Genomic DNA, 24,125 nt, shown 5'->3' on the forward strand with positions numbered 1-24,125 from the left:
TCTCATGAAATCCGCACTGCGCAATCGTCTTGCTGAAAAAATGGCAGGAGAGATTACGCTGTCAGAGGCACCCGGAGATGCACTCAAAAAATGGAGGATGAATTTCGCCATAGCCCCGGGTATTCTGGCAGAAAAACTCGGGGTTTCTCCGTCTGTCATCTCAGACTATGAAGGCGGAAGGAGAAAAAGCCCGGGAACCGCAGTAGTCGGAAAGATTGTTGAGACAATTCTTAAAATAGACGAGGAGAATGGCGGCAAATACATGAAAAAGTATGCCAAAATTCTTTACAGTGATTTTGATGATGACGTAATCTATGATATGCATGATTACGACTCATCCATACCGCTAAAAGACCTCTGTGATGCGATAAACTGCTCACTTATTGATGGCACACTTGCACACAGGATTTACGGCTATACAGTTGTCAACAGTCTGAACGCCATCGTTCAGCTTTCAGCCGCGGAGTTTAACAAGATTTACGGCTGGAGCACTGAACGGGCGCTGATTTTCACAAACGTCTCAACCGGCAAATCGCCGATGATCGCAATAAGAGTTACTCCTTTCAAACCGCGATGTGTTATTCTTCAGGGAATAACAAAAGAGAAGATTCACCCGCTTGTAATAGAGCTCGCAAAAAGAGACAATATTACACTGCTTACAACAGAAATGGAAGTAACAAAAATTGTTGAAATTCTGAGGGAAGAACCATGGTAGGAATTATTACATACGGTGCTTATATCCCGAGATACCGCATCAAAACTGAAGAGATTGCAAGGGTCTGGGGTTCAAACGGCGCTGAGATTGCAAAAGGACTGGGGGTTTTTGAAAAATCCGTACCGGACCTTGACGAGGATACACTTACAATCTCGGTAAACGCAGCAAGAAATGCACTCTTAAGAAGAGAAGTAAACCCCGATGATATCGGTGCAATTTATGTGGGCAGTGAGTCACACCCGTATGCAGTCAAACCAACAGCAGTTACTGTAGGAGAGGCAATCGGTGCAACTCCGGTCATGACCGCCGCTGACTACGAATTTGCATGCAAAGCAGGAACAGCAGGCATTCAGACCTGCATGGGTCTTGTAAAAAGTGGCATGATAAAATACGGTGTTGCAATCGGTTCAGACATTGCACAGGGTGCACCAGGGGATGCTCTTGAGTACACCGCTGCCGCCGGAGGTGCCGCATTTGTTATCGGAAACGATGATGTAATCGCAGAGATTAACGACACATGCTCTTTTTCTTCAGATACACCTGATTTCTGGAGACGTGAGGGACAGGAATACCCAAGACACGGAGGACGTTTCTCAGGTGAACCTGCATACTTCAAGCACATCCAGGGTGCTGCAAATCTCATGATGGAAAGAATGGGCACAAGTCCTTCAGATTATGACTATGCGGTTTTCCACCAGCCAAATGCTAAATTCCCGAGAAATGTTTCAAAAATGCTCGGATTTACATCAGAACAGATAAAACCGGGACTTGCAGTACCGCGTCTTGGAAACACATATTCAGGTGCAGTGCCGGTCGGACTTTCAGCAACTCTTGATATAGCAAAACCTGGCGACAGGATATTTGTAACATCCTACGGATCAGGTTCAGGAAGCGATGCATTCGACATCACTGTAACTGATGCAATTGAGACTGAGATCGACAGGAAAAAAGCACCTTCTGTTGAGGAACTCTTAGAAGACAAGCAGTACCTCGACTATGCACTGTATGCCAAACACAAGGGTAAAATCGTGATGCAATTATGAGAGACGTAGCAGTTATCGGAATAGGACTCACCAACTTTGGTGAAATGTGGGACACCTCATTCAGAGAGCTTTGTGTTGAAGCCGGTGTAAAGGCAATAGAAGATGCAGGGCTTGACGGTGAACAGATTGACGAGATGTTTGTCGGAAACATGAGCGGTGGTCGTTTTGTACTCCAGGAACATATTGGAGCACTCATTGCAGACTACGCCGGCCTTGCAACAAACCACATCCCTTCAACAAGAACAGAAGCAGCCTGTGCATCAGGAGGTCTGGCATTCAGACAGGCAGTTACCTGCGTCGCATCAGGGATGCAGGACGTAGTAATTGCAGCAGGTGTCGAGAAAATGACCGATGTCTCCGGCGGAGAGACAACCGATGCCCTTGCAGGCGCAGCTGACAGGGAATGGGAAGGAATCTACGGAGTCACATTCCCTTCACTTTACGCAATGATGGCAAGGGACTACATCCACAAGTACGGTCTTACAAGAGAACAGCTTGCACAGGTTGCAGTCAAAAATCACTTCAACGGCGCAAGAAACCCAATAGCACAGTTCAGAAAAGAAATTACACTGGACGTTGTCAAAAACTCAACCCTTGTTGCAGACCCTCTGCGCCTCATGGACTGCTCACCGGTTTCAGACGGAGCTTCAGCAGTTATCGTATGCCCGCTTGAACGTGCACATGAATTCACAGACACACCTGTCAAAGTTCTGGCATCAACACAGGCAACAGATACAATTTCACTTCACGACCGCCGTGACATCAGCACAATTGATGCAACAATCGCGGCAGGAAACCGTGCATTTAAGATGGCAGGGCTTGAGAGAAAGGATATCGACCTTGTTGAAGTCCACGACTGTTTCACAATTGCAGAAATCTGTGCAATAGAAGATCTCGGATTCTGTAAAAAAGGAGAAGCCGGAAAACTTACAGAGGAAGGATACACTGCTCTTGACGGAAAGCTTCCTGTCAACACAAGCGGCGGACTTAAGGCATGCGGACACCCTGTCGGTGCAACAGGCATAAAGCAGGTCTGTGAAATTGTCCAGCAGCTCAGGGGAGATGCAGGAAAGAGACAGGTTAACGGTGCCGAAATCGGAATGACACAAAATGTCGGCGGAACCGGTGCAACTGTTGTAACACACATATTTGGGAGGACCTAATAAATGTCAGTTCCACGTTTCTGGAGAAAACAGCCCCAGCGCTATAATCTGATTGGTACAAAGTGCGAGACATGCGGTACACACTATTTCCCGCCACGTACACTTTGTCCAAAATGCAGAAGAGAAGGAAAAATTGTCGAACATAAATTTAAAGGAACAGGTAAAGTTGTCACCTTCTCCATAATCCGAACGACAAGTGAAGAGTACGATATTCAGACACCTTTCCCGGTTGCAATTATCGAACTCGATGAGGGAACCAGAATGACTGCACCTGTGGTCTGCGATATTAATGAAATACACATAGGAATGCCGGTAAAATCCACATTCAGAAAGATTGTTTCTGACGGCCCGAGCGGAACTATAGTATACGGTACAAAATTTGTACCTGCTTAAACAAAAAATCCAATTTCCAATAACCTAATTTTTATACACAAAAGTCTATTTTATGGGGGGGCTTTGATGAAATTAAAAAATTATATAAAAGAACCACTGACTCTTATAGCCTCGGTCATAATCTGCAACCTTGCAGGAATAATAGGAGGATTTTTTACTGAAACCGGCCCTGGTTCATGGTACGCAGAAGAGCTTGTAAAGCCATGGTTTATTCCGCCTTCAATTGCATTTCCAATTGTCTGGATTACACTTTACACACTGATGGGGATATCCCTGTATCTTCTGCTTGCTGAAGGGTTTAACCGGCAGAAAGTACGGGCGGCGGTTTCAGTGTTTGCAATTCAGCTGATTTTAAATGTGCTCTGGTCGGTTTTGTTCTTTGGTATGAAAAGTCCGCTATTCGGGATGATTGGGATTATATTTCTCTGGATATTCATATTGCAGACAATCATTGTTTCATATGATATCAACAAAAAGGCGGCATACCTGCTTATGCCATACATTGCATGGGTTTCTTTTGCAGCATATATCAATGCGGCAATACTGATGATAAACCCGGTTATTGTCTGAAAAAGAGAGCGGGAAACAGATTAATCTTTTTTTCTAACCCCGCCCCCCCATAAAAAATTGATTTATTTCCTTATTTTGAATTATTATTCTTTTACAAGTTCAACATGTGGATAAGGAATTTTGACACCTGCCGTGTTGAGACCATCATATAACATGTTCATAAGCTCCGATTTTACCTGATAGTAATCAGGTGTATTAACCCAGACCCTAAGCTGAAGATTAACTGATGATTCAGCCATCTCGAGAAATTTAACGGCTGGCTCAGGATCGCCATGAACCAGTGAATGTTTTTTGGCAGCTGAAACGGCTGCGTTTACCGCATCAGGCACACTGCTGTCATACGATATTCCGAAATTTAATATGAGCATCCTGATTGGCATTTTGGTATAATTGATAATTGGACTGTTCCAGATATTTCCGTTTGGAATTATTGCCCTTGCATTGTCAATCTGCTTCAGCTCTGTTGCAAGCAGGTTCATGTCAACAATCAGGCCGGTCAGACCGGAAACTGTCACCTCATCATCAATATCATATGCTTTTGTTGCCGAAATCCAAAGTCCTGATGCAATGTTGTTTACAGTGTCCTTCATGCCAAATCCCAAAATCAGACCTAAGAACGCACCGATTGCAATGATTATTCCGGCAACATCGAAATTCAGGAAAGCGAGAGCCAGGAGTATCACAAGTACATATAGTACAAATTTTATCGCCCTTGCAATCTGGATCATCATAAGAGCAGGTATATTCAGATTTTTCTCACCGCTTTTTCTGATGGCCTCTCCTATGAACCTGACAATTATGTAACCTAAAATAAGAGTTGCCAAAGCCAGAATCAGATTTCCCAACGACAGCGAAAAAAGTGCGCCAAAATTTATTGCATTTAAATTTAATGAAAATTCTTCAGCCATTAAATAGCCCCCCTTTTTTCTAAATAATCTGCAAGGTATATAATACCAGCCTCTGCACACGATCGGTTTAAAGGCAGAAAAAACTCTAAAAAATATTGTAAAAATAAGTCAGTAGAACCGGGTTGTTAAAAAACTCCGGGTCTACTTCCCTGATCTTTTATTCAGGGATATTGCAATTATCCCGGAGATTATGCAGACAAAAAGCCATACAGGACCGGTTCCTGCTTTTTTCGTGCCGGCAGAGTCAGTGTTTGTGCCGTTTTCAGTCTGGATATTATTTATGCCTGATATCAGGTCTGTTTCAGGAAGACCTGATATTTTGCCGTCATCTTCAAATATGGTTGCATTCTTCTCAACCGTTATTGCAAAGTATGAAAATGAGGGGGTTATTGCTTTGTAGTAGTAAAAGCCTGCATCCTCACGGACGAAATATGTAGGAAGGGACTCCCATCCGCCGTTTACATAGTGCTTCATTACAACATCGCCCTGTTTATATCCTTTCCCGGACAGCCATTTTTTCTCAACCTTGAAGAAAAGGTCGGCATCCTTCATTGAATCGGAAGATGTTTTGTAAAGCGTTGCCTTCTCATATTCATACACCGGCGTGTCCTCTATCGCCATATTACTGTTTATACCCGAGACTTCCTCAACTGTGACCATCAGTTTTGGTACATCCCTGGCGGCTGTGACCTCAACATCGTAGACTGCACCTTTGCTCATCTTAAATGAAGCAGTACTGCCTGAACTGATCTGTGTCGCATAGCCGGAACCTACATTTGAATTGCCTCCCGAACCCTGACCTGAACGGGGAGTCTCTGTAGGAGTTACGGGCTTTTTGGTAACTGTGACGTTGTGTGAAACCTCCCCGGATAATCCGCCGGCACTTACATTAAGGACAACAGGATATACCCCCGGCTTTTCAAAAGTCCGGCTGAAGGAAACTGCATTTGATTCCGGCGTGCCGTTTACCGTCCAGTTGAATAAAACCGGATTTCCGGTTGATGTGCTGGCAAATGCAACTGTAAGAGGAGCACATCCTTCTGATTTATCCATTGAAAATTCCGCAACGGGAAAGACTGACACAGTCTTTGTAATGTTGTCGGTATTACCCCATTTGTCAGTTACATTTATCCCGACAGTGTGATTTCCGGCAGTGTCAAAGTTGTGTACCAGCACCGGTGAAGACGAGATATTCAAAAATTCATCAACAGTCCAGTTGCGTGATGTAATGTAGCCGGAGGAAGTGTCAACGGCCGTGAACCTGAAAGGTGCACCCCCTGTCAGGGAATTTTCAGTAAAAGATGCGTTTGCACGCAGAAATATTTTTACAACGGTTGAAGTCTCGTTGTTAATGCCATCAGAAGACTGCCTTAGAGTAACTGTATAGTTTCCGGCAGTTTCAAAGTCCCTTATGAAATCCAGCTCGGATGAGACCATAACTCCGTTTATGAACCACTCCCGCTTATCAAATGCCTGAATGGAAGTGTCAGTGAATCTGATGCTGCACGGGGCATGGAATTCTGTTATATTTGCAGTGAATTTCGGCAGCGGATAAATCTTTACACTGGCCGAGGTATTGTCTGAAAAGCCCCATCTGTCGGTCACATTCAGGCGGATATCAAATACTCCGGAATCAGCAAAGGTATATGTCATATTTTGGCTGTCAGATGCATGAACATTGTCAATCAGCCATTCATAAGATAGTGTATCACCTTCTGAAGTGTCGTTAAATGAGATCACGTCATTAAGTACTCCCTCATTTTTACCGGCGTAAAAGGATGCATTTACCGGCACCGGCGGATTTGAAACAATTTCTATATCCGACCGGTTGTACAAACCACCAAAACTTACGTTTAATGAAACAAGATACCGGCCGGGATCAAATGTATGAGTGATATTTCTCTCGTTTGACTCAAATACACCGTCAATACTCCATTCATAATTGTCAGGGCGACCTGTGGAAGTTTCATTGAAGGATACAAAAAGCGGTCCCTCTCCGGTTGTATTGTCTGCTGTAAAAGATGATACAGGATATACTGTAATGTCTGATGATGTATTGGACTCATATCCCCAGATGTCTGTAACATTTAAGTTTACGCTGTATATTCCGGCTGTATCAAAGGTTTTATCAAAGGAACTGCTGTTGGAGGCAAAAACACCCCCGACAGTCCAGTTGTATTCACTAATATCTCCTGTGGATGTGCTCTCAAAATGTATAGTGTCAGGTGCATAAACCACGGATTTATCTGCCGTAAAGGATACACTCACAGGATTTTCGGGAGTAACCAAAAACGCATTCTCCACAAATCCGGTCAGACCGGAAGGATTTGCAACAGTCATATTATAATATCCGGGAGTAACTCCTGCAAGATTGAATGAAACAGAGAGGCTGCCTGAATCATGAACAACAGGATTATCACCTGCTACTACCAGGTCTCCTTTTGTGAGATTTACATAGCGTATGTCAGTGCCTGTCCCCTCATAGCCGGTTGAAAAATTTCCTCCGGTTACAATAATATCTACATTTCTTCCGGTCTTTGCCTCAACAACCGATAATGAATTAACCTCTGGGAGAAGTGCACCAAATATCTGTACTCTTTTACTATAAGTATCTGAAACATACAGATATCCTGTGCTGTTTAATGCCATTCCTTTTGGGCCCGAGTTAATATTAAACTGACCACTATTTGTCCCACTGCCTCCAAAGGATTTGACAAAACCAAAATCAGAATTAAAATATTTTATAAGATAATCATTCCCGTCTGAAACAAAGATCCCGTCTTGATCATCAATTGCAACCGACATCGGAGAACCTATATTCCCTTCATCTCCAAAAGATGTGAGAAAATCCCGGTCAGGCTCATAAACATTCACTTTTCCAGAAATAAAACTATCATCAACTGAAGCTAAAAACATATAATCCGAAGAATTAAACGCCATCTTTCTAAAATAGCCTTCTGTGGAGGAAATTGTTTTAAGCTTATTGAAACCCAGATCATAAATATCCATATCTCTTCCTTTGTGAGTAAGATCAGAAAGATACAACATGTCATCGGAATCCGTTGCCAGATGACCAACTTTCTCCCATGGAATATTATCATCTTTTTTTTCGCTCCTGACAAGGACTCCGTCGGGTTTATAGATGTTTATAGAATTGTTGGAATTATAATATCCTACATAAGCAAAACCTGAAGAGTTAAAGCAGATATCCTGGGGACCATTGGAGTCAGGTGCAAACCAAGAACCGGTTTTTACACCTGAAGAAGAGAAGATCTCTATCGTGCTGTTTGGTTCGTCAGTTCCATCCTGCACCGGCACATACAAATTGTCACTACCATCGATGGCAATACCGTAAAATCCAGATGCTTCTGTCGTTTTAATCCCTATCTCACCGACATAGTCACAGGGAACAACATATTCTGCCGAAACCGGCACCATAATCAAAATAAAAAGCAACAGCACTGCTGAAGTTTTCCGTAAATCACTGAACATAGCATATAACTCCTGAAATCTCATTGATTTTGGTTGAATCATGAGACAGTCTGAATATCGTGATCACTGCAATTTGTATTACAGTTGTGTAATTTTTAATAAGTGAATGATATTTTCAACTTAACTATTTATAAATATATAGTTTATTGTGGATGAATATCCTATTAAAAATTACGGAAAATAGCTATTTTTGAAAAATAGAACAATATTTTTGAGATTATATTGTAAAAATCATGACTTTTGAGCCATTACATCCCACATGTTTATTTACAGAACACGAATCCCGGGGCATGCCGGTTTTTTATTAAGCATAATTATAAAAACTGCAAGGAAGAGTATGACAATTGTAAAAGATAATACAGGGCAGCCTGACTAACAGAATAAAAAAGGGCGCCGGGCAGTGATTAAATAATGGACAAAAGAGAGGAACAGGTTCCGCTAATGAGAGTCCTTGGGCTTCCGGAGGTTGTTATATCCGGAGTCGGCGTTATACTTGGTGCAGGCATCTATGCACTAATAGGGGAAGCGGCAGCGACTTCCGGAAACGCCCTCTGGCTCTCCTTTCTATTGTCTGCATCAATAGCGGCGTTTACCGGCCTTTCGTACATGGAGCTTTCATCCATGTTCCCTGAGGCAAGCGCCGAATATGAATACACAAGACAGTCTTTTGGCTGCACACTCGCATTCATCACAGGCACTCTTGTAATACTCTCAGGGATAATAGGAGCTTCAACCGTTGCACTCGGCTTTGCAGGGTATTTCAACGGTTTTACCGGTGCCGACCTGTACACTGTCGCCATATTTCTTATAATATCACTTGCAGCAGTGCTGTTCATCGGGATCAAACAGTCAGCATATATTGCAATTATTTTTACATTTATAGAGAGTGCAGGCCTTGTTGGGATAATTGCAATAGCATTACCGCATATAGGAAGTGTAAACTACCTTGAAATGCCGCAGGGGATATCAGGGGTTTTTATTGCAGCCTCTCTCATATTTTTTGCATACCAGGGTTTTGAGGAGATTGTAAAACTCTCCGAGGAGACTGTAAGCCCTGAAAAAAACATTCCAAAAGGACTCCTTTTAGCCCTCATCTTTACAATAATTCTCTATATTCTTGTATCCATATCAATTGTCAGCATCGGGGGATGGGAGGCTGTTGCGGGAAGCCCGAATCCGTTTGCAAAAATCGCAGGCTCTGTTTTCCCTGAAGGTTATCTGATATTCACATTCATTGCACTTTTCGCAACGGCAAACACGGTTTTGCTGATGATGCTTTCGGCATCAAGGATAATGTACGGGATGGCAAAGAAGGGAAGGCTTCCACAGGCCGTTTCATATGTAAGCAAAAGCAGAAGAACGCCTGTTGTTGCAATAGTAATCGTCACCGTCCTGTCAATTCTTTTCCTTTCAGCAGGCGGAATTAAGGATGTTGCATTCATTACAAATTTCACCCTTTTTGCAACATTTGCAATTATTAACGCCTCGGTTATTGTTTTACGTATTATAATGCCGGACTCAAAAAGGCCCTTTAAAGTGCCGTTTTCGATCCTAAAAGTCCCGGTAATCCCTCTGCTTGGAATAATGACCTGCCTTTTTTTCCTGTTTCAGATGGATATGTCAATAATTCTGATTGGAGTCGGGATAATAATCATATCAGCCACAATCAATGTTTTATATCAGACATCCCTAAAAAGAAAGGGTTGAAAACAAAATTTCCTGAGAATATCTGTCCTAAAAAAATATTCTATTGCATGGAAATCTATTGGAAAAAAGAAGTGATTTATTCGCAGCATACATCATAGACCGCATGGTGCTGAACCGGAGAATAGGATCTTACCATCTTTTCCCTGATGCTTCCCTTTGTAAATCTCCGCAGAGTGTCTGTCATCTCACCCTCCTCTGACTGAAGGGTGTAAAAATGAACGGTTCCGCCCTTTTTACAAAGCTTAAACGCGACCTCTAAAAATTCATCGGATGTCATTGGAAGGTTCATAATTATTCTGTCAAAGGAATGGGCAGGAAGAATATTTCCAAGATGAAGTGCATCTGCAAGCATCGGGATGATGTTCCTCTTTTTATTAAGGCCGATATTTTTCTGCATCAGGCTTACAGCTCCCGGATTTATGTCACCTGCAAAAATAACAGATGCTTTATCCGACAAAGCTATCGGGAAAGGTCCGACTCCGGCAAACATATCCAGAACCCTCTCGTTTTCATCCATAATTTCATATATCCTCTGCCTTTCATTTGCAAGACGTGCTGAAAAATACGCAACAGAGAGATCAATTAAAAAACGGTGTCCGTATTCAACATAAAGAGTCTCTGTTGTGTCCTTGCCGGCAAGAACCTTAAACTCCTTAATTCTGTATTCGCCCTGAACAGCACTCTCGGAGTGTAAAACCGTGTGAATCACGGGACGGGATTTTAGAAGAAGACCCGCACTCCTGACATCGTCATCCTGCATAATCGCAATTCCCCCGATTAATTCATGACGTGGGAGAGCCTCTTTTTTGGGTCTCTCTTCAAATATGTATTCCCCCGTTGCCATCATTTCATCCGCTACCGGAAATATCAGATAATCACCGTCATTTAAAGGCCGGAAATCATTGCTTAAAGCACCCGCCCCTAAAAGTTCCCTCCGGGTAATCTCTCCTTTTGACTTTTCCACCCTGACTCCGAACAGTTTCCGTGACATTTGACCATTATAATATTGTATCTGACAGACAAATAACTAAACACATGGAAGAATATATCGAGCGTCTTCGAAGGGGAACATTAAAGATGCACGCTCTTGAAAACGAACTTCCTCCAACAGAGGCGGTTTCGGTCAGGAGAGCATATATTGAAGAGGAAACCGGGAATAAATTTGACACTGTAGGTAGATATTCGGTAAATATCGAGCGCATCGTAGCGAAAAACTGCGAGAATATGATAGGTGCCATCCAGATACCCTTAGGTGTTGCAGGAAAACTCAAAGTCAACGGGGAGTATGCAAAAGAGGATTATTATATCCCGCTTGCAACAACGGAAGGGGCGCTTGTTGCATCAATTAACAGGGGATGCAAGGCGATAACAAAGGCAGGCGGTGCGGATGTCAGAATACAGCGTGACGGCATGACAAGAGCACCTGTTTTCGCTGCAAAAAATGTTGCACATGCAATGGATATTATACGCTGGATTGAATCCAACAAGCAGGTCTTAAAAGATATTGCGGAAGCCACAACTTCACACGGTAAAATGAAGGATATTTTGTGCTTCCAGGTAGGGACAAGTGTCTATGCAAGAATTGAATTCTCAACCGGCGATGCAATGGGCATGAACATGGTTACAATCGCAAGCGAGAGAATTGCACAAAAAGTCAGTCAGGAAACCGGCGCAACACTTGTTGCCCTTTCAGGAAATATGTGCACTGATAAAAAGCCGGCGGCAATAAACCTTGTTCTTGGCAGGGGAAAATCAGTTTCCGCAGGTGTTTTCCTGTCAGATGATATGATCAAAGAGACCTTCAAAACCGATGCGAAGACGATGATGGAAGTCAATAACCGCAAAAACCTTGTTGGCTCTGCACGTGCAGGCGCACTCGGATTCAATGCTCATGCCGCAAACGTCATAGCGGCAATGTTTCTTGCATGCGGACAGGATCCGGCACACGTTGTCGAGGGTGCAAACACCATAACAACCGTTGACCAGATGGAAGGCGGCGTTTATGTATCTGTAACACTTCCGTCACTTCAGGTAGGAACAGTCGGCGGCGGAACCGGTATAGACACACAAAGGGAATGCCTCTCACTTCTCGGCTGCTCGGGAGGCGGGGAGAAGTCAGGCGATAATGCACGAAAATTTGCTGAAATTGTCGCATCCGCAGTTTTGGCAGGTGAACTGTCCTTAATAGGTGCTCTTGGTGCAGGCCATCTTGCAAGAGCTCATCAGCAGCTCGGACGCTGAAAATATCTTTTTTTATATTACATTTTTTAAAGCAGATTTCCAATGACTTATTGAAATCCATGACTATCAATAGCAATTAGAAAACAGAGGATTCCTTCTTGGTCATTATATTAGGGATTTGTTACCTGAATATTTAGCAACGGATTAGAAAGGACAATTGGAAAATATTACAATTTCAACATCAGGAAATAGTGATTAAATCCAACCGCTATAAACACGGGAATAGCATTTACAAATCATTAATCAGCTTTTTTTGACGCGCATACACAAATGATGGATATATATAAAAAATCAATATTTTTAAACAGGTCTATACAAAATCCAATAAAACTGATCACAAATATATCTGACATTTATGAGATATTTATAGAAATTTAATAATAATTTGCCATATTTTTGAGTCCTGGAAGTGGGACTCCCATTATGATTAGAAATCACAGGTGTCATATTAGGATTTTAAACTAATGCATCTCATAGTGCTAATTGTGAATTATGACATTTTGCAAAAAGGCAAAACTGGCAGCCATAATCATTGTTGCGATTTCAATTGCAATTTGTTCTTACTTTATTTTCATTAATAAAGTAAATACAGAAACTGTAGATTGGAATTTAGAAGATATATTGGCCCAATATGATTCTGTTCCGGAAAATTCGGTAATTTGCATTGGTTCAAGTCAGTTCTATTACGGCCTTAATGCTTCACAAACTGAAGAACAGCTTAAATTGAAGCTGAATAGCTCAGTCCCCGTATATAATTTTGCATTTAACGGCGACACATTTTTCACTAAATTGGTAGATTTACCTAAGATAATTGATGCAAAACCAAAAATGGTCATCATTAGTAGTTCTTTTTTTCAATACGGCTATTATGGACAAAATTGTGAATACCAGTTACAATATATTGGAAAAAACTGGAATCTCCTCGATAATTTTTCCAAAAGTTTGTTTTCAACAGAATACTTTAGTGAAGAACAGCTGGATATAATCACAAAAAACAAAAATAACTATTTCAATAAATACCTGGGATTTTTTGAAGAGAGATACAGACTTAAGGAATTGCTCACAGATTTGGTATTTGCTAAAGAAAAAAAGAGCGGAATAAAATATAAATCCTTGGATTTGGGAAATCAGCCCGACGATTCAGAAATCAAAACCATTCTGCAAAAAAGCATTGACAGTCAAACTGATTATAATCAGCAATTTATTGACAAACAAAGGTCTTTTGATAAATTTAATTATAATTTAGAGGAAGAAAATGAATATTACTATATAAGGATAAATTATCCGGAATCTGATACTGTACAGGTTGAAGCATTAAAACATATTATTGAAGAGTTAAAACAAAACGACATCCGGATTTTTGTTATACACATGCCCATGCGTTCTAACTTTTCCGAAATAATTCCCCAAAAGACCCGTGAAAAATATTTTTCGATACTAAACAATTCAGGAATAGAATATTTTGATTTTGAATCCAGATACCCCCCTCTGATGATGAGGGATCTCACTCATCTGAATTCAAAAGGAAAATCAGAATTTTCAAATGATATGGCCTCATTCCTGTTTGAAAAAATACAGGAGGGGGGATAAAAATGTTATTTAATTCAATTGAATTTTTTCTTTTTCTGACCATCGTGTTATTGTCAGTTGAAATTATCAGGAGAAAAATGTATCAGCATCTGATTCTTTTAATCGCAAGTTATTTTTTCTACTGGTATACAAGCAATAATCTTCTCATCCTTCTAATCTTTGTCACACTTATTACCTATTATTGTGGAAATAAATCGTATTCTGCCAAAAATAACGGGATAAAAAAAATTTTCCTTGCAATAGGAACAATCGGACCATTACTTGTTCTTGGATATTTTAAGTACTTCAACTTTTTTTTAAGTTCATTCTCTACTATTGCCGGGCAGGATTTTAATTTCTGGAAAATTATTCTGCCAATAGGAATTTCTTTTTATACATTTCAGGGACTTTCATACGTATTTGATCTATATCGTGGTACGCTCAAACCTGCCAAATCACTCAGAGAATATGCTCTTTTTATCTCATTCTTCCCACAGCTTGTTGCCGGCCCGATTGTCCGGGCGAGTGAATTTCTGCCTCAGTTAAAAAATAAAGTAATTATCACACCTGAAAATTTACAGTTTGGTATAACACTTATTTTATGGGGTATCTTTAAAAAAGTAGTAATAGCAGATAGTTTAGCTCCTGTTGTTAATATTTATCTTGACAAACCAATTGGCTTACCTTCAATCATAATCATTTTCGCAACATTTCTATTTGGTATTCAGATTTATTGTGATTTTTCAGGTTATACGGATATTGCAATCGGTACAGCCAGGATTCTCGGATTCAGACTTCCGCAAAACTTCCTGCGTCCGTATTTAACACAAAGTCCTACTGAGTTCTGGCACAGGTGGCATATAACTCTTAGCAGATTCATTCGTGATTATCTCTATATTCCACTTGGTGGTAACAGAAAAGGCCACATAAGAACCTACATTAATCTGAATGTCACCTGGCTAATTTGCGGTTTGTGGCACGGTGCTGCCTGGAATTTTGTATTATGGGGAGGTTATCACGGACTTTTGCTAACGATTCATAAATTACTTGGAAAAGATTTAAAAATCGGACAGAATAGTCAGTTTCTGAATAAATCATATGCGGGAATTCTTACAAAAATACTTATTACACAGTATTTTGTCTTCCTTGGATGGCTTATATTTCGCGTAGGAGATCCAACTAATCTTCTCTATTGTCTCGAAAAATTCATTATCTTTGATTTTGATTTTCAAAAATCGATACAATTAATCCTTTTCATTGGAGGATTAATTTTAGTTGCTTTGCTTTACGCTATTTCAATTAACAAAAAATTATCATCATACATTTTCCACTTTATCACATATGACTGGATTGAATATTTTGCTCTGCTGAATTTAAGAAAATGGTTTTTGTATGTCCTGATCATAGTTTTTTCAATATTCTGGCTAATGCCACCAAAAACACCAGAATTCATATATTTTACTTTTTAAAACAGGAAAAAAAGACTAAAGCAGACCACAGACAATTAAGACACAGACCTCAAACAAAATTTTTTCTAAATTATTACCAGGTTCCTTATAACAATTGACAATCCGGACCTGACATTTAGCAGTTTAAAATAACAAAATATATATCAAATAATACAAAATTAAAGTATGGTGTTAACAAATGTGTAGATTTACAAATTATTTGTTAATACACGATAAAGGATTTAAACAGGCCAAAAAGTAATAAGATAGAACATTCATTTAAATCCGGAATATACCTGATAAATCAAAAATCACAGGATATTTTCCAGGTTTTAAATCAAAAATGTCAGAAAAACACTGTCCATAAATCAAACATGAAACCAGAAAACCGGATAATAGCAACTGCCATGTGCAGTAAAATCAAAAAAGATTATCTGAAATCCTGTAATAATCCTCTAATCCATTACATTAATGACAAAATCACCAGAAATATCCATAAAAAAAGTCACCCACAAAGGAATTATTACCAGATTCTAAAAAATGAAGGATCTTTTTTCCAGAAAGGAACCTGCACGTCCCGTGAAAAGATCTCTCATTTCAGAATACCGGTAATTAATTTTCTCAGATAAGAAACCAAAAAAACCACCCAATAAGTGAAGACCTTCTTAAAAAAAGATGCAGATTTATTTCTATTGCTTTTTTTCGATAATCTGTTGATTGATTTGTGAAATCCTTAATTATCAAACCACTTCATCATTAAAATTGCATCTTCACCGTCACTGTAATAGCCACCAATGACGAAAACCTGGGAATATCCCATCTTCTGATAAAATCTCTGTGCCTCTTTATTTGAAACCCTTACTTCAAGCTGTACCCCTTCTGTTCCGAGAACAAGACATTCAAACTCAATTCTCTGCATGAGTCTCCCGCCAAGACCCTGATTCCTGCACTCCGGAACGGTTGCAATATTCATAATATGACCATAGATCGCTTCTCCGGTATCCTCAATTCCTGCTATGACAAACCCGAGAATTTTTCCGTTTTCCTCAGCAACAAAAAAAGTATTTTGATAAAAAAACAGCGCATCCAGAAAAGCTGATTCATCCCAGGGGTCGGTGAAAAGCTGCTTTTCAATATTGTTTATAACCGAGAGATCAGCCTTTTTTGCACGCCTTATCGTTATATTTTCAACAGACATTAAAAACTACCTAATAATTTGCGGATTAACTATTTATTCAGCCATTACTTTAAACCAGAGTATAATTTTTGGACAGAACTAAATTTTTCCGGATATTCTAAGAGAACGGGGCCATTTATTAAATCTGTCTCAAATCTCAATTATGCTCACCCCTAAGAATTTTTAAGATATTATTTTTAGAGATATTATATCATGACTTCACTTTAGTCGGATACTCATATCTAATTAAAGAATTAAATAATAAGAGAGTACTCCAAAGGGGAATTAAGACCTATGGTTAAGATATACAGTTTTCCGGCCTTAAGGCCAAAAATAGGAGAAGCCGAAAAGATAGCATCGGTACCTTACGACGTTGTAAGCACAGAAGAAGCAAGGGAATGCATCGAGAACAATCCCAAAAGCTTCATGAAAGTTATACGTTCAGAAGCAACAATGCCCGGAGTCAGCCCAAATGCCGACATTGTCTATGAAACAGCAAAGAAAAACCTTGAAAAAATGGTCTCTGAAGGCTCATTGTTAAGAGACTCAGAACCGGGAATATACGTGTACCGTGTAAAACAGGGCGGATCAATATACACCGGCTTTGTAGCTAATGTTTCAGTAAAAGACTACGAAGAAAATAAAATCAAACGCCACGAACACACACGGTACGAAAAAGAGGAGGACAGGACAAAACACATCGACACAACAAACGCCAACACAGGTCTTGTTGTCCTTCTATACCGTGATCCGGGAGAAATTTTCCCGTATATTGAATCCCTTATTCCAAAAGGCGAACCCGATTCACTCGCAAAAGTTGATTCAGGAGTTGTTCATGAAGTCTTTCCCGTTTACGACAAAGATGCAATATTAAAGATTCAGGAAATGTTTGAAGGCGTTGATGCACTCTATATCGCAGACGGACACCACCGTGCAAAGTCATCAGTAAATGTTGCAGAGAAAAGACGTGAAGAAGGCAGAATTACAGAAGAAGCAGAACGCTTTATGGCGGTAATTTTTGCTGAATCAAGGGTAAAAGTTCACGGTTACTCAAGACTTGTGAAAGATCTTGGTGAATATACTCCTGAATCATTCATTAATGAACTTGCCAAAAAATTTGACGTAAAGGAATACGGGGAAATTGACGACACGGTATTCCGCATCCCACCACTTAAAGAATCAAAAACACCCTTACATGTATTCCACATGTACCTCAAAGGGAAATGGTATGAGATTTCATCCCCGGTCGAAAACCCTGATGACGCAATTGAGTCACTCGACGTTTCTGCAATTCAGAAAACGGTTATGGAAGACATGTTAAAGATAACCGACCCACGTGCCGATCCACGTCTTGAATACTTAGGCGGGGCAAGGCCTCTTGCAGACCTTGAAACAAGAGTTGACAGCGGTTCTTTTGCCGCCGCATTTTCAATGCAGCCTGTAAAAGTTGAGTCTGTGCTTAAAATAGCAGATGAAGGAAATGTCATGCCACCAAAATCAACCTGGTTTGAACCAAAACTTCTCTCAGGTCTTGTGATTCATACACTCGACTGAAATAATCAATAAAAAAATACACAAAAATATCAAAATTTTTTCCAGGAATTTCCGGATAGCAATAACTTTATTTTAAACAGCCAATATAGTGATTTATCCGGCCTTAATTATCTCCCGGAAACGGAGGTCAAATCTCTTGAATAAATGGTTTTTTACGTTAATAATAATCGCTTCAACCGTTATTTTCACATCAGGATGCCTTGGTTCTGGAGATGACACTCCGGTGGCTGAAAAGACCGCCGGATTTGACGCTTTTTCAGCGAATAAAAGTGTCGATGACAAAATATACCTAAAAGACGCCATTAAAATTCTCAACTACTCAATAGAAGACGGATTCATAGAGGGCGGAAATATTACATATCATCAGATAATGGGTAGCGGCGCTGATGAATCAGGTGCAGCGGATTTCTGGATAATAGGAATTAAAAGGGAAGGAAAACCCTCACTTCTCTCATATTCAAGAACAGGCTGGGAAGAAAGAGACTGGCCCGGTCCGATGGGAGACAGCATCATAATTATGGATGAGATAATTCTCCCAAAAGAGCTTTACTCAAAAAATCAGGCTGAAATAATAAAATTACTAAATGAAACAGGAACAACCGAAGTAATTTTAAAAGACGGCAGATACCGTATTTCAGGTTCCGGCCAGTCAATAAGTACAACAGCAGATTTCGATTCAATAACAGGGGACGTGATCTGACCTGAAACTTAGAAAAACAGATGATGAGGGAATATTATCCGTAGATTTTCTTGTTGGATTTTCAATATTCATTGTTGCATTCATACTTGTTTTGAATATGATTCCGGGATTTCTGATAAATCTCCAGAGTACTTCAATTGACTATGATGCCGTTGCATACAGAACGTCAGTGATTCTTGCAGAAGACCCCGGCTGGCCTTTTGATCCTGCATGGGAGCAAAAGAGGGAAAGCAGGAAGAATGAGATCGAACGTCTCGGCCTCTCGATCTCATCGGAAACTCCCAATATCCTTTCAAGAGAGAAAATAGAGAAATTTTTCAATCAAAAAGAAGGATTTGAATTCACACCGGATGATTACAGGCAAAAGGCAATATTCGGCGAAATTCCCTATTCATATAATATATCACTAAGAGTGGATGGCGAAAATGCCTATTTTACAGGACAGCCGCTTCCGGAAGTAAAATACGGATATATGAAACGCCTTGTAAAAATCAAGGATTACAGCAGGGCAGATGTTTCCTCAGGAAACTATAATCAAAGCCATAATAACATCACATCAATTGACACCACTTTTGTGTTTAACCTGAGTTATTCTGAAATCTATGACAGGGAGATTTCCCCGGCATACAGGATACAGCCAAAATACGATCCCATTACATTTACAATAAATGATTTTTCAGAAAGTCTCAATCAGTCAGACATTACTAATGTAATTTTTAAAAATGCATATTTTGTAAAGGACGGGGTTATCGTAAACAGGCCTTACAATATCTTTGAAAACAATACATATCTCTTCTACATTGATGGAGTACAGCACAAAATGGCTGACACAATCCCGGATATGGAGGACAAATCAACAATCAGCTATACCCTACGCCCGCCTCTTTTGTTTTCATCAGAGGTAAACTCAGAGCTGAAGATTGTTTTTGCCTTTAAATTCAATTTTGTGGATGATGATTCAGTTCAGCATTATTACATCTCAACAGAAGATTCGGGAGGAATCCCTTACGGATACGGATACCCTTACATGACAGACCCGAATCTTAAAAACGGCGTTTTGGAGGTCTGCATATGGTAAGTCTGGATGATTCAGGCCAGCTGTTTACAATAGAGGGCCTTACCGCCGCTCTTTTGATGGTTGCAACAGCTTATATTGTCCTTGGAACAGGCATGGTCCTAACACCCGGGGATGTGCATATTTCCGACATGCAGCTTAAGCAGATGGGAGATGATGCCCTGCTTGTAATGGATACAAAGAATTCGGCAGACGAAACAAGCCAGCTTGAAACACTCGTTAAAAATATGAGTGCCGGAGGAGCAACAGCAGCCGCTGCAAAAGAGCAGTTTGGGCTTAGACTAAAAGAACTCCTGAAAAAAGGCACGGGTGCGACATATATCGTTGATTCGATAAGTTACAGCTCAAAAATATACTACCGAAACGGAGACATAATTGAATCTGATGATTTCAGTGATCCGGTTATCAGTTCGGACAATCCTGCAAAAAGGCCTGCAATAAGATGCGGACGATATGTGAACACTGAATATAAAGGATCAGACAGAGTTGTAAGAGTGGAGGTTTTGCTATGGAGAGAATGAATGATGAAGGCCAGTGGATTGTCCTGATGGGATTTATTGTAAGTGTCGGGATACTCTTTCTTGCAATTATACTCAACCAGTCTGTCCTTGTCGGGCAGACCACATCCGAAGGCATAATTGAATTTCCAAAAAATGAGATTATTGACATCAGAGAAGAAATTCTCGACAGTGTCAGGAGAAATATAAATGAGGGCAAGGATCTGACAGGACTTCAAAAAGACATCTCTCTTCTTTCACTTGACAGGGAAAACGCTGTTGTCACATACAGCTATGATCTGAACAAATTCAATGACATCTATTATGAATACACCGAAGTGGTCATCCATTTCAACAACGGAGTGACATCTTATGACGAGACCTACCTTCTGCCAAAAAAGATATGATCCTGAAGAAGCAGTAAGCACGATTGTTGAGTACATCAACATAACCGCAGTCCTGATAGCGATGTTTGTCCTTGTCATGCTTGTCACAAATGCCCTTTTAATTGAAGGCCCGTCAGATACCCTGAAATATCACTCATTTACTGATATCGGAAACGGCGTCAGCACAAGGATTGTGGACATTTATGTAATTTCGCCGGAAAACGGACGTATTATGACAAAATTTGATCTTCCGGATGATGTAGCAGAAAAGGAATATAATGTAAAGCTTGACCCTCTCCAGACAGGAGCGTCACAAAGAATAATTGTAACGGATGGAAATACCAAGTCCATAATATCAATAGGCGGAATCGGAGCCACAAGGGCGGTTACCGGAAATACGACAGGTTCAGGAATTAACCGGATCACCTATGACTCAGGAGGAGTATAATGAATCATAATTTTAAAAAACCCGATGAGAGTGGAGTATCCGAAGCAATAGGATTTATCATCATGTTTTCAATCGTCCTGACAGGGATTGCAATGGTAACTCTTTACGGATACCCGCTGCTTCTTGAATCACAGATAAGCTCTGATGAGAGAACAATGGAACAGACCATGATTACGCTGCAAAACGAGATGAAAATTCTTACATTCAGCAATGTGCCTTACAGGGATATTTCAATACGTGTTTCAGGCGGTTTTCTGGATGCAATCGACAATGGCAATTCGGTTGAAAAGTTTACCATCTCTTATCCGGACACTGCGGGAGCAAATGTGGATTATGAATTTGCTCCGGGTGCACTCAGATACACATCAGGAGAAGGTGACACTGTCCTTTCCATTCAAAACGGGGCACTTGTTTCAAGGCAGAAGTTTCAGACAGGTTCTGCAATGGTCGCAGAACCGAGATGGTTCTTTGATGATTCCACAAAAACCCTTGTAATGTCCCTGATTAAAATAAAGGCAGACAGGGAGTACTCTCTCGGCGGCATCGGAAACCTTCAGATGAGCATGCTTGATAAACCTGAAACAAAGGCAGACATAAATTTTATTGCATCACTTGGAGTCTCACAGACTGTAAGAGTAAAATATGAACCTGATCCTGATGATGATTATTCGCTTGCATGGAAGAATTACCTGACCGGTGATTCAGTTTTACAGGACGGTTTTAGCCCGTCTGGTAATTCTTATCAGATTAACGGTGTTGAACGACTGGTCTTAAAAGAGTATACAATCAAAATAGAAAATCTCTAAATCTTCTCTTAATTTTCTTTAAAACCCTAAAATTAAATTTTTCAGAATTGTTTGTCAAACTTTGTTGTCAATAAAACATAAATGAAGACAGCCGTTATAAATACCAAAAAAATACAGGATGAATTTGTCAGGTCTTCATTCAGTCCTGTTTTATTATGGAATAAGCTTTTTTGCTTTAAATTAAACTAAAAAATTAAAGATAATTATTTTTCATAAGCCACTCGACCTGCGGCTTTGTATATCTGTATATGATATCGCACTTTTCATCCTGGAAGTCCCACGGAACGACAATTAATACATCGCCTTCACGAATCCAGACACGTTTCTTGATCTTACCCTTAATCCTGCCGGTACGGGTAACACCGTCATAGCATCTAACCCTTATGTGGTTTGCTCCGAGCATGAGGTCAGCTGTGGCAAACTGTTCTCTGTTTCTTTTATTTGGAAGACGAACCCTGACGATTACGTCATTCCCGGTATTGCTTCCACTTTTTTTTTTGCCGTTATAAGCCAGAAATTTCAACTCCAGTTTCTATATATTAGCTCTAATGAAATATATCAATTCTTGTTATACCTACATTATCTGCAGACTCCTTTAAACATATAGGATAATATTGTCCATAAGAGTTTGAAAAAAAGAAATTCTCTAAAAATCAGAACGGAAAAATCCCTGTTTTTCCATTTTGGCAAAAAATTGATTTTTGGGTTTCGTGCTAAACAAATTTTTTTGGCTTTTTTTCACGTAAATTAATCGGACCTGTTAAATCCGCCTCTTTACACCCCGTCCGCCACAAAATCCGTTTCCACATCCCCGTGGACGACCTCCGCGTCCCACCCCGTAAAAGTCAGGATTTGTGTTCTGATTTTCAGAACCCGTGCCAAACGGAGATTGTGAAACATCTTTTATTTCCTCACTACCACCGGCACCTGTGCATTCACCAAGTCTTCTTCCTGTCATGCTCCCTTTTCCCAAAGGGCCAGTTTTATCTAATCCCGGCATTTTTTGTTACCTCCTTTGTTATACCATTAATTGCACATATGAGCAATAATAAAGTATCTTTTGGGGCAGAATAAAACAGAGAATTAGTCTTATTTTTCAAAAACTATGCTGATTGTTTTTCCGTTCACGATAGCATCTGCAACTTTTTTTCTGGCACGGTGAAGATCAGTCCACAGCGTTCTCCTTGAAATACCAAGTGATGCTGCCGCCTGCTCCTGATCAAGATCATTGAGATCCACAAGCCTCAGCGCCTCAAGCTCATCATAATATAGTATTACAGGTTCATCGTCCGGCTCAAATGTCTCATCAGGCACAAAACGGTTGCACTTATATGGAAACTCAATGTTTCTGCTTCCACGCGGCCTTCCGCGTCCTCTCCTGCGCCGCCCCTGTCCGTGTCCGTCCGTGTTCATGGTTTGTCAGCCCCTGGATTCATATAAAATTTATAGATTGTTCATAACAATTCCCGTTATAAATTTGTAAAGGTGACCCTGATTTTTTTTATTCAAAGGATTTCATTATCATCATCTATTCATTTTATACTTATAATAACAAATTATATTCAATAAAAATATGAGCCTTGCACTCTTTGCTCCCGACTACCTTATAGGCACAATAGGAATTGCCGTATTTGCAATTACAGGTGTTTTAGCAGGCGCTAAAAAAGGAATGGATCTCTTTGGAATAATTGTAATCGGCCTTGTGACAGCTTTTGGAGGAGGAACACTAAGAGATGTCATAATTGACGCACCTGTCTTCTGGATCCAAAACTTCAATTATGTGTGGATAGCAACAACTGCGGCAATAATCGCCTTTTTCATGGAGGATTATTTCTGGAAAACTTATAAGCCGCTCCTCCATCTTGACGCGGTCGGTGTTGCACTCTTTAATGTTCAGGCAATAGACAAGACACTTCTTTTAGGATATACCCCTGCCGTTGCGGTTATCATGGGCTTAATTACCGGCATCACCGGAGGTATAATGCGGGATATACTTGCAGACAGACCCAATCTGATATTAAAAAATGACCTCTACGCAACCCCAATCCTTATTGGAGGAATTCTCTACGTCATCATGATACAGCTCTTCCCAAATGCAACAACAATTAACACAATAACTGCAATAGCGGTTGTCGTGATAATAAGGGTTGCTGCAATAAGGTGGAATCTGACATTTCCAAAATGGCTTTTATTTGCCGGAAAAGAGAGTGAAAACTAAAAAAAATATTTTTCA

Annotated in this window: 24 protein-coding genes; 17 read left to right on the plus strand and 7 right to left on the minus strand. The window is 40.3% G+C overall.

From position 1 onward, the window contains the following. The first annotated feature begins 4 nt into the window (after window positions 1-4). The 5 genes from F1737_RS08410 (at window position 5) to F1737_RS08430 (ending at window position 3,884) form a co-directional block, all read left to right on the plus strand. Window positions 5-715: a transcriptional regulator gene (locus F1737_RS08410; RefSeq protein WP_317136139.1), complete on the plus strand. Its 711-nt coding sequence runs from the start codon at window positions 5-7 to the stop codon at window positions 713-715. Beyond that, on the plus strand, window positions 709-1,758 hold the full coding sequence (locus F1737_RS08415) for a hydroxymethylglutaryl-CoA synthase (RefSeq protein WP_317136140.1): 1,050 nt from the start codon (window positions 709-711) through the stop codon (window positions 1,756-1,758). The genes F1737_RS08410 and F1737_RS08415 overlap by 7 nt, the downstream gene beginning before the upstream one ends. Then, the gene (locus F1737_RS08420; RefSeq protein WP_317136141.1) at window positions 1,755-2,921 is read left to right on the plus strand and encodes a thiolase domain-containing protein; all 1,167 of its coding nucleotides are present in this window, start codon (window positions 1,755-1,757) and stop codon (window positions 2,919-2,921) included. Before F1737_RS08415 ends, F1737_RS08420 begins: the two co-directional genes overlap by 4 nt. A 3-nt stretch (window positions 2,922-2,924) precedes the next feature. Continuing rightward, complete coding sequence (locus tag F1737_RS08425; protein WP_317136142.1) at window positions 2,925-3,314, plus strand: Zn-ribbon domain-containing OB-fold protein; 390 nt, start codon at window positions 2,925-2,927, stop codon at window positions 3,312-3,314. 66 nt (window positions 3,315-3,380) lie between these two features. Beyond that, window positions 3,381-3,884 (plus strand): TspO/MBR family protein, encoded by a 504-nt coding sequence (locus tag F1737_RS08430; RefSeq protein WP_317136143.1) that lies wholly within the window; start codon window positions 3,381-3,383, stop codon window positions 3,882-3,884. An 83-nt stretch (window positions 3,885-3,967) separates the two neighbouring features. Here F1737_RS08430 and F1737_RS08435 read toward each other — a convergent pair whose 3' ends face one another. Together F1737_RS08435 and F1737_RS08440 are read right to left on the minus strand one after the other, a co-directional pair. Continuing rightward, window positions 3,968-4,792: a mechanosensitive ion channel family protein gene (locus F1737_RS08435; RefSeq protein ID WP_317136144.1), complete on the minus strand. Its 825-nt coding sequence runs from the start codon at window positions 4,790-4,792 to the stop codon at window positions 3,968-3,970. 141 nt (window positions 4,793-4,933) lie between these two features. After that, window positions 4,934-8,284 carry a PKD domain-containing protein gene (locus F1737_RS08440; protein WP_317136145.1) on the minus strand — a complete coding sequence of 1,117 codons (3,351 nt, stop codon included), beginning with the start codon at window positions 8,282-8,284 and terminating at the stop codon, window positions 4,934-4,936. A 411-nt stretch (window positions 8,285-8,695) separates the two neighbouring features. Here F1737_RS08440 and F1737_RS08445 point away from each other — a divergent pair, with 411 nt between their 5' ends. Continuing rightward, a complete protein-coding gene (locus tag F1737_RS08445) occupies window positions 8,696-9,991 on the plus strand; it encodes an APC family permease (protein ID WP_317136146.1) in 1,296 nt (431 codons plus the stop codon). A gap of 76 nt (window positions 9,992-10,067) precedes the next feature. Here the strand turns inward: F1737_RS08445 and F1737_RS08450 are convergent, their stop codons facing one another. Beyond that, window positions 10,068-10,982 (minus strand): class I SAM-dependent methyltransferase, encoded by a 915-nt coding sequence (locus F1737_RS08450; protein ID WP_317136147.1) that lies wholly within the window; start codon window positions 10,980-10,982, stop codon window positions 10,068-10,070. Between the two features lie 44 nt (window positions 10,983-11,026). Here F1737_RS08450 and hmgA point away from each other — a divergent pair, with 44 nt between their 5' ends. The 3 genes from hmgA (at window position 11,027) to F1737_RS08465 (ending at window position 15,270) form a co-directional block, all read left to right on the plus strand. Beyond that, entirely contained in the window at window positions 11,027-12,232 is a 1,206-nt protein-coding gene (hmgA, locus tag F1737_RS08455; RefSeq protein ID WP_317136148.1) for a hydroxymethylglutaryl-CoA reductase (NADPH), read from the plus strand. Window positions 12,233-12,724: 492 nt separating this feature from the next. Next, window positions 12,725-13,822: a hypothetical protein gene (locus F1737_RS08460; RefSeq protein ID WP_317136149.1), complete on the plus strand. Its 1,098-nt coding sequence runs from the start codon at window positions 12,725-12,727 to the stop codon at window positions 13,820-13,822. A 77-nt stretch (window positions 13,823-13,899) separates the two neighbouring features. After that, the gene (locus tag F1737_RS08465; protein ID WP_317136150.1) at window positions 13,900-15,270 is read left to right on the plus strand and encodes an MBOAT family O-acyltransferase; all 1,371 of its coding nucleotides are present in this window, start codon (window positions 13,900-13,902) and stop codon (window positions 15,268-15,270) included. Between the two features lie 712 nt (window positions 15,271-15,982). Here the strand turns inward: F1737_RS08465 and rimI are convergent. Then, complete coding sequence (rimI, locus tag F1737_RS08470) at window positions 15,983-16,447, minus strand: ribosomal protein S18-alanine N-acetyltransferase (protein ID WP_317136151.1); 465 nt, start codon at window positions 16,445-16,447, stop codon at window positions 15,983-15,985. 273 nt (window positions 16,448-16,720) lie between these two features. Between rimI and F1737_RS08475 the strand changes: the two genes are divergently transcribed. The 7 genes from F1737_RS08475 to F1737_RS08505 all read left to right on the plus strand — a co-directional run bounded on the left by F1737_RS08475 (window position 16,721) and on the right by F1737_RS08505 (window position 21,892). Continuing rightward, window positions 16,721-17,980, plus strand: coding sequence for a DUF1015 domain-containing protein (locus F1737_RS08475; protein ID WP_317136152.1), 1,260 nt, complete (start codon window positions 16,721-16,723; stop codon window positions 17,978-17,980). A gap of 136 nt (window positions 17,981-18,116) precedes the next feature. Next, window positions 18,117-18,680, plus strand: coding sequence for a hypothetical protein (locus tag F1737_RS08480; protein ID WP_317136153.1), 564 nt, complete (start codon window positions 18,117-18,119; stop codon window positions 18,678-18,680). Window positions 18,681-18,711: 31 nt separating this feature from the next. Further along, complete coding sequence (locus tag F1737_RS08485; RefSeq protein ID WP_456301631.1) at window positions 18,712-19,758, plus strand: DUF7287 family protein; 1,047 nt, start codon at window positions 18,712-18,714, stop codon at window positions 19,756-19,758. Further along, window positions 19,752-20,276, plus strand: coding sequence for a DUF7288 family protein (locus F1737_RS08490; RefSeq protein ID WP_317136155.1), 525 nt, complete (start codon window positions 19,752-19,754; stop codon window positions 20,274-20,276). Before F1737_RS08485 ends, F1737_RS08490 begins: the two co-directional genes overlap by 7 nt. Beyond that, window positions 20,264-20,659 carry a hypothetical protein gene (locus F1737_RS08495; RefSeq protein ID WP_317136156.1) on the plus strand — a complete coding sequence of 132 codons (396 nt, stop codon included), beginning with the start codon at window positions 20,264-20,266 and terminating at the stop codon, window positions 20,657-20,659. The genes F1737_RS08490 and F1737_RS08495 overlap by 13 nt, the downstream gene beginning before the upstream one ends. Beyond that, a complete protein-coding gene (locus F1737_RS08500) occupies window positions 20,625-21,086 on the plus strand; it encodes a hypothetical protein (protein WP_317136157.1) in 462 nt (153 codons plus the stop codon). The genes F1737_RS08495 and F1737_RS08500 overlap by 35 nt, the downstream gene beginning before the upstream one ends. Continuing rightward, window positions 21,086-21,892: a DUF7289 family protein gene (locus F1737_RS08505; protein WP_317136158.1), complete on the plus strand. Its 807-nt coding sequence runs from the start codon at window positions 21,086-21,088 to the stop codon at window positions 21,890-21,892. The genes F1737_RS08500 and F1737_RS08505 overlap by 1 nt, the downstream gene beginning before the upstream one ends. Window positions 21,893-22,085: 193 nt before the next feature. Here F1737_RS08505 and eif1A read toward each other — a convergent pair whose 3' ends face one another. The 3 genes from eif1A to F1737_RS08520 all read right to left on the minus strand — a co-directional run bounded on the left by eif1A (window position 22,086) and on the right by F1737_RS08520 (window position 23,305). Then, on the minus strand, window positions 22,086-22,415 hold the full coding sequence (eif1A, locus tag F1737_RS08510) for a translation initiation factor eIF-1A (protein ID WP_317136159.1): 330 nt from the start codon (window positions 22,413-22,415) through the stop codon (window positions 22,086-22,088). Between the two features lie 237 nt (window positions 22,416-22,652). Next, the gene (locus F1737_RS08515; protein WP_317136160.1) at window positions 22,653-22,892 is read right to left on the minus strand and encodes a DUF5320 domain-containing protein; all 240 of its coding nucleotides are present in this window, start codon (window positions 22,890-22,892) and stop codon (window positions 22,653-22,655) included. 89 nt (window positions 22,893-22,981) lie between these two features. Further along, complete coding sequence (locus F1737_RS08520) at window positions 22,982-23,305, minus strand: DUF134 domain-containing protein (protein ID WP_317136161.1); 324 nt, start codon at window positions 23,303-23,305, stop codon at window positions 22,982-22,984. Between the two features lie 160 nt (window positions 23,306-23,465). Here F1737_RS08520 and F1737_RS08525 point away from each other — a divergent pair, with 160 nt between their 5' ends. Next, on the plus strand, window positions 23,466-24,110 hold the full coding sequence (locus tag F1737_RS08525) for a trimeric intracellular cation channel family protein (protein WP_317136162.1): 645 nt from the start codon (window positions 23,466-23,468) through the stop codon (window positions 24,108-24,110). The last annotated feature ends 15 nt before the right edge of the window (window positions 24,111-24,125 follow it).

This window comes from Methanoplanus sp. FWC-SCC4, from assembly GCF_032878975.1.
Classification (GTDB): domain Archaea; phylum Halobacteriota; class Methanomicrobia; order Methanomicrobiales; family Methanomicrobiaceae; genus Methanochimaera; species Methanochimaera problematica.

Coding starts and splice junctions, on each gene's coding strand:
- F1737_RS08445 (WP_317136146.1), top strand. CDS start 8,696: ATGGACAAAAGAGAGGAACAGGTTCCGCTAATGAGAGTCCTTGGGCTT.
- F1737_RS08420 (WP_317136141.1), top strand. CDS start 1,755: ATGAGAGACGTAGCAGTTATCGGAATAGGACTCACCAACTTTGGTGAA.
- F1737_RS08440 (WP_317136145.1), bottom strand. CDS start 8,284: ATGTTCAGTGATTTACGGAAAACTTCAGCAGTGCTGTTGCTTTTTATT.
- F1737_RS08415 (WP_317136140.1), top strand. CDS start 709: ATGGTAGGAATTATTACATACGGTGCTTATATCCCGAGATACCGCATC.
- F1737_RS08500 (WP_317136157.1), top strand. CDS start 20,625: ATGACGAGACCTACCTTCTGCCAAAAAAGATATGATCCTGAAGAAGCA.
- F1737_RS08465 (WP_317136150.1), top strand. CDS start 13,900: ATGTATCAGCATCTGATTCTTTTAATCGCAAGTTATTTTTTCTACTGG.
- F1737_RS08430 (WP_317136143.1), top strand. CDS start 3,381: ATGAAATTAAAAAATTATATAAAAGAACCACTGACTCTTATAGCCTCG.
- F1737_RS08520 (WP_317136161.1), bottom strand. CDS start 23,305: ATGAACACGGACGGACACGGACAGGGGCGGCGCAGGAGAGGACGCGGA.
- F1737_RS08460 (WP_317136149.1), top strand. CDS start 12,725: ATGACATTTTGCAAAAAGGCAAAACTGGCAGCCATAATCATTGTTGCG.
- F1737_RS08450 (WP_317136147.1), bottom strand. CDS start 10,982: ATGTCACGGAAACTGTTCGGAGTCAGGGTGGAAAAGTCAAAAGGAGAG.
- F1737_RS08425 (WP_317136142.1), top strand. CDS start 2,925: ATGTCAGTTCCACGTTTCTGGAGAAAACAGCCCCAGCGCTATAATCTG.
- hmgA (WP_317136148.1), top strand. CDS start 11,027: ATGGAAGAATATATCGAGCGTCTTCGAAGGGGAACATTAAAGATGCAC.
- rimI (WP_317136151.1), bottom strand. CDS start 16,447: ATGTCTGTTGAAAATATAACGATAAGGCGTGCAAAAAAGGCTGATCTC.
- F1737_RS08525 (WP_317136162.1), top strand. CDS start 23,466: ATGAGCCTTGCACTCTTTGCTCCCGACTACCTTATAGGCACAATAGGA.
- F1737_RS08505 (WP_317136158.1), top strand. CDS start 21,086: ATGAATCATAATTTTAAAAAACCCGATGAGAGTGGAGTATCCGAAGCA.
- F1737_RS08515 (WP_317136160.1), bottom strand. CDS start 22,892: ATGCCGGGATTAGATAAAACTGGCCCTTTGGGAAAAGGGAGCATGACA.
- F1737_RS08410 (WP_317136139.1), top strand. CDS start 5: ATGAAATCCGCACTGCGCAATCGTCTTGCTGAAAAAATGGCAGGAGAG.
- F1737_RS08490 (WP_317136155.1), top strand. CDS start 19,752: ATGGTAAGTCTGGATGATTCAGGCCAGCTGTTTACAATAGAGGGCCTT.
- F1737_RS08435 (WP_317136144.1), bottom strand. CDS start 4,792: ATGGCTGAAGAATTTTCATTAAATTTAAATGCAATAAATTTTGGCGCA.
- F1737_RS08495 (WP_317136156.1), top strand. CDS start 20,264: ATGGAGAGAATGAATGATGAAGGCCAGTGGATTGTCCTGATGGGATTT.
- F1737_RS08475 (WP_317136152.1), top strand. CDS start 16,721: ATGGTTAAGATATACAGTTTTCCGGCCTTAAGGCCAAAAATAGGAGAA.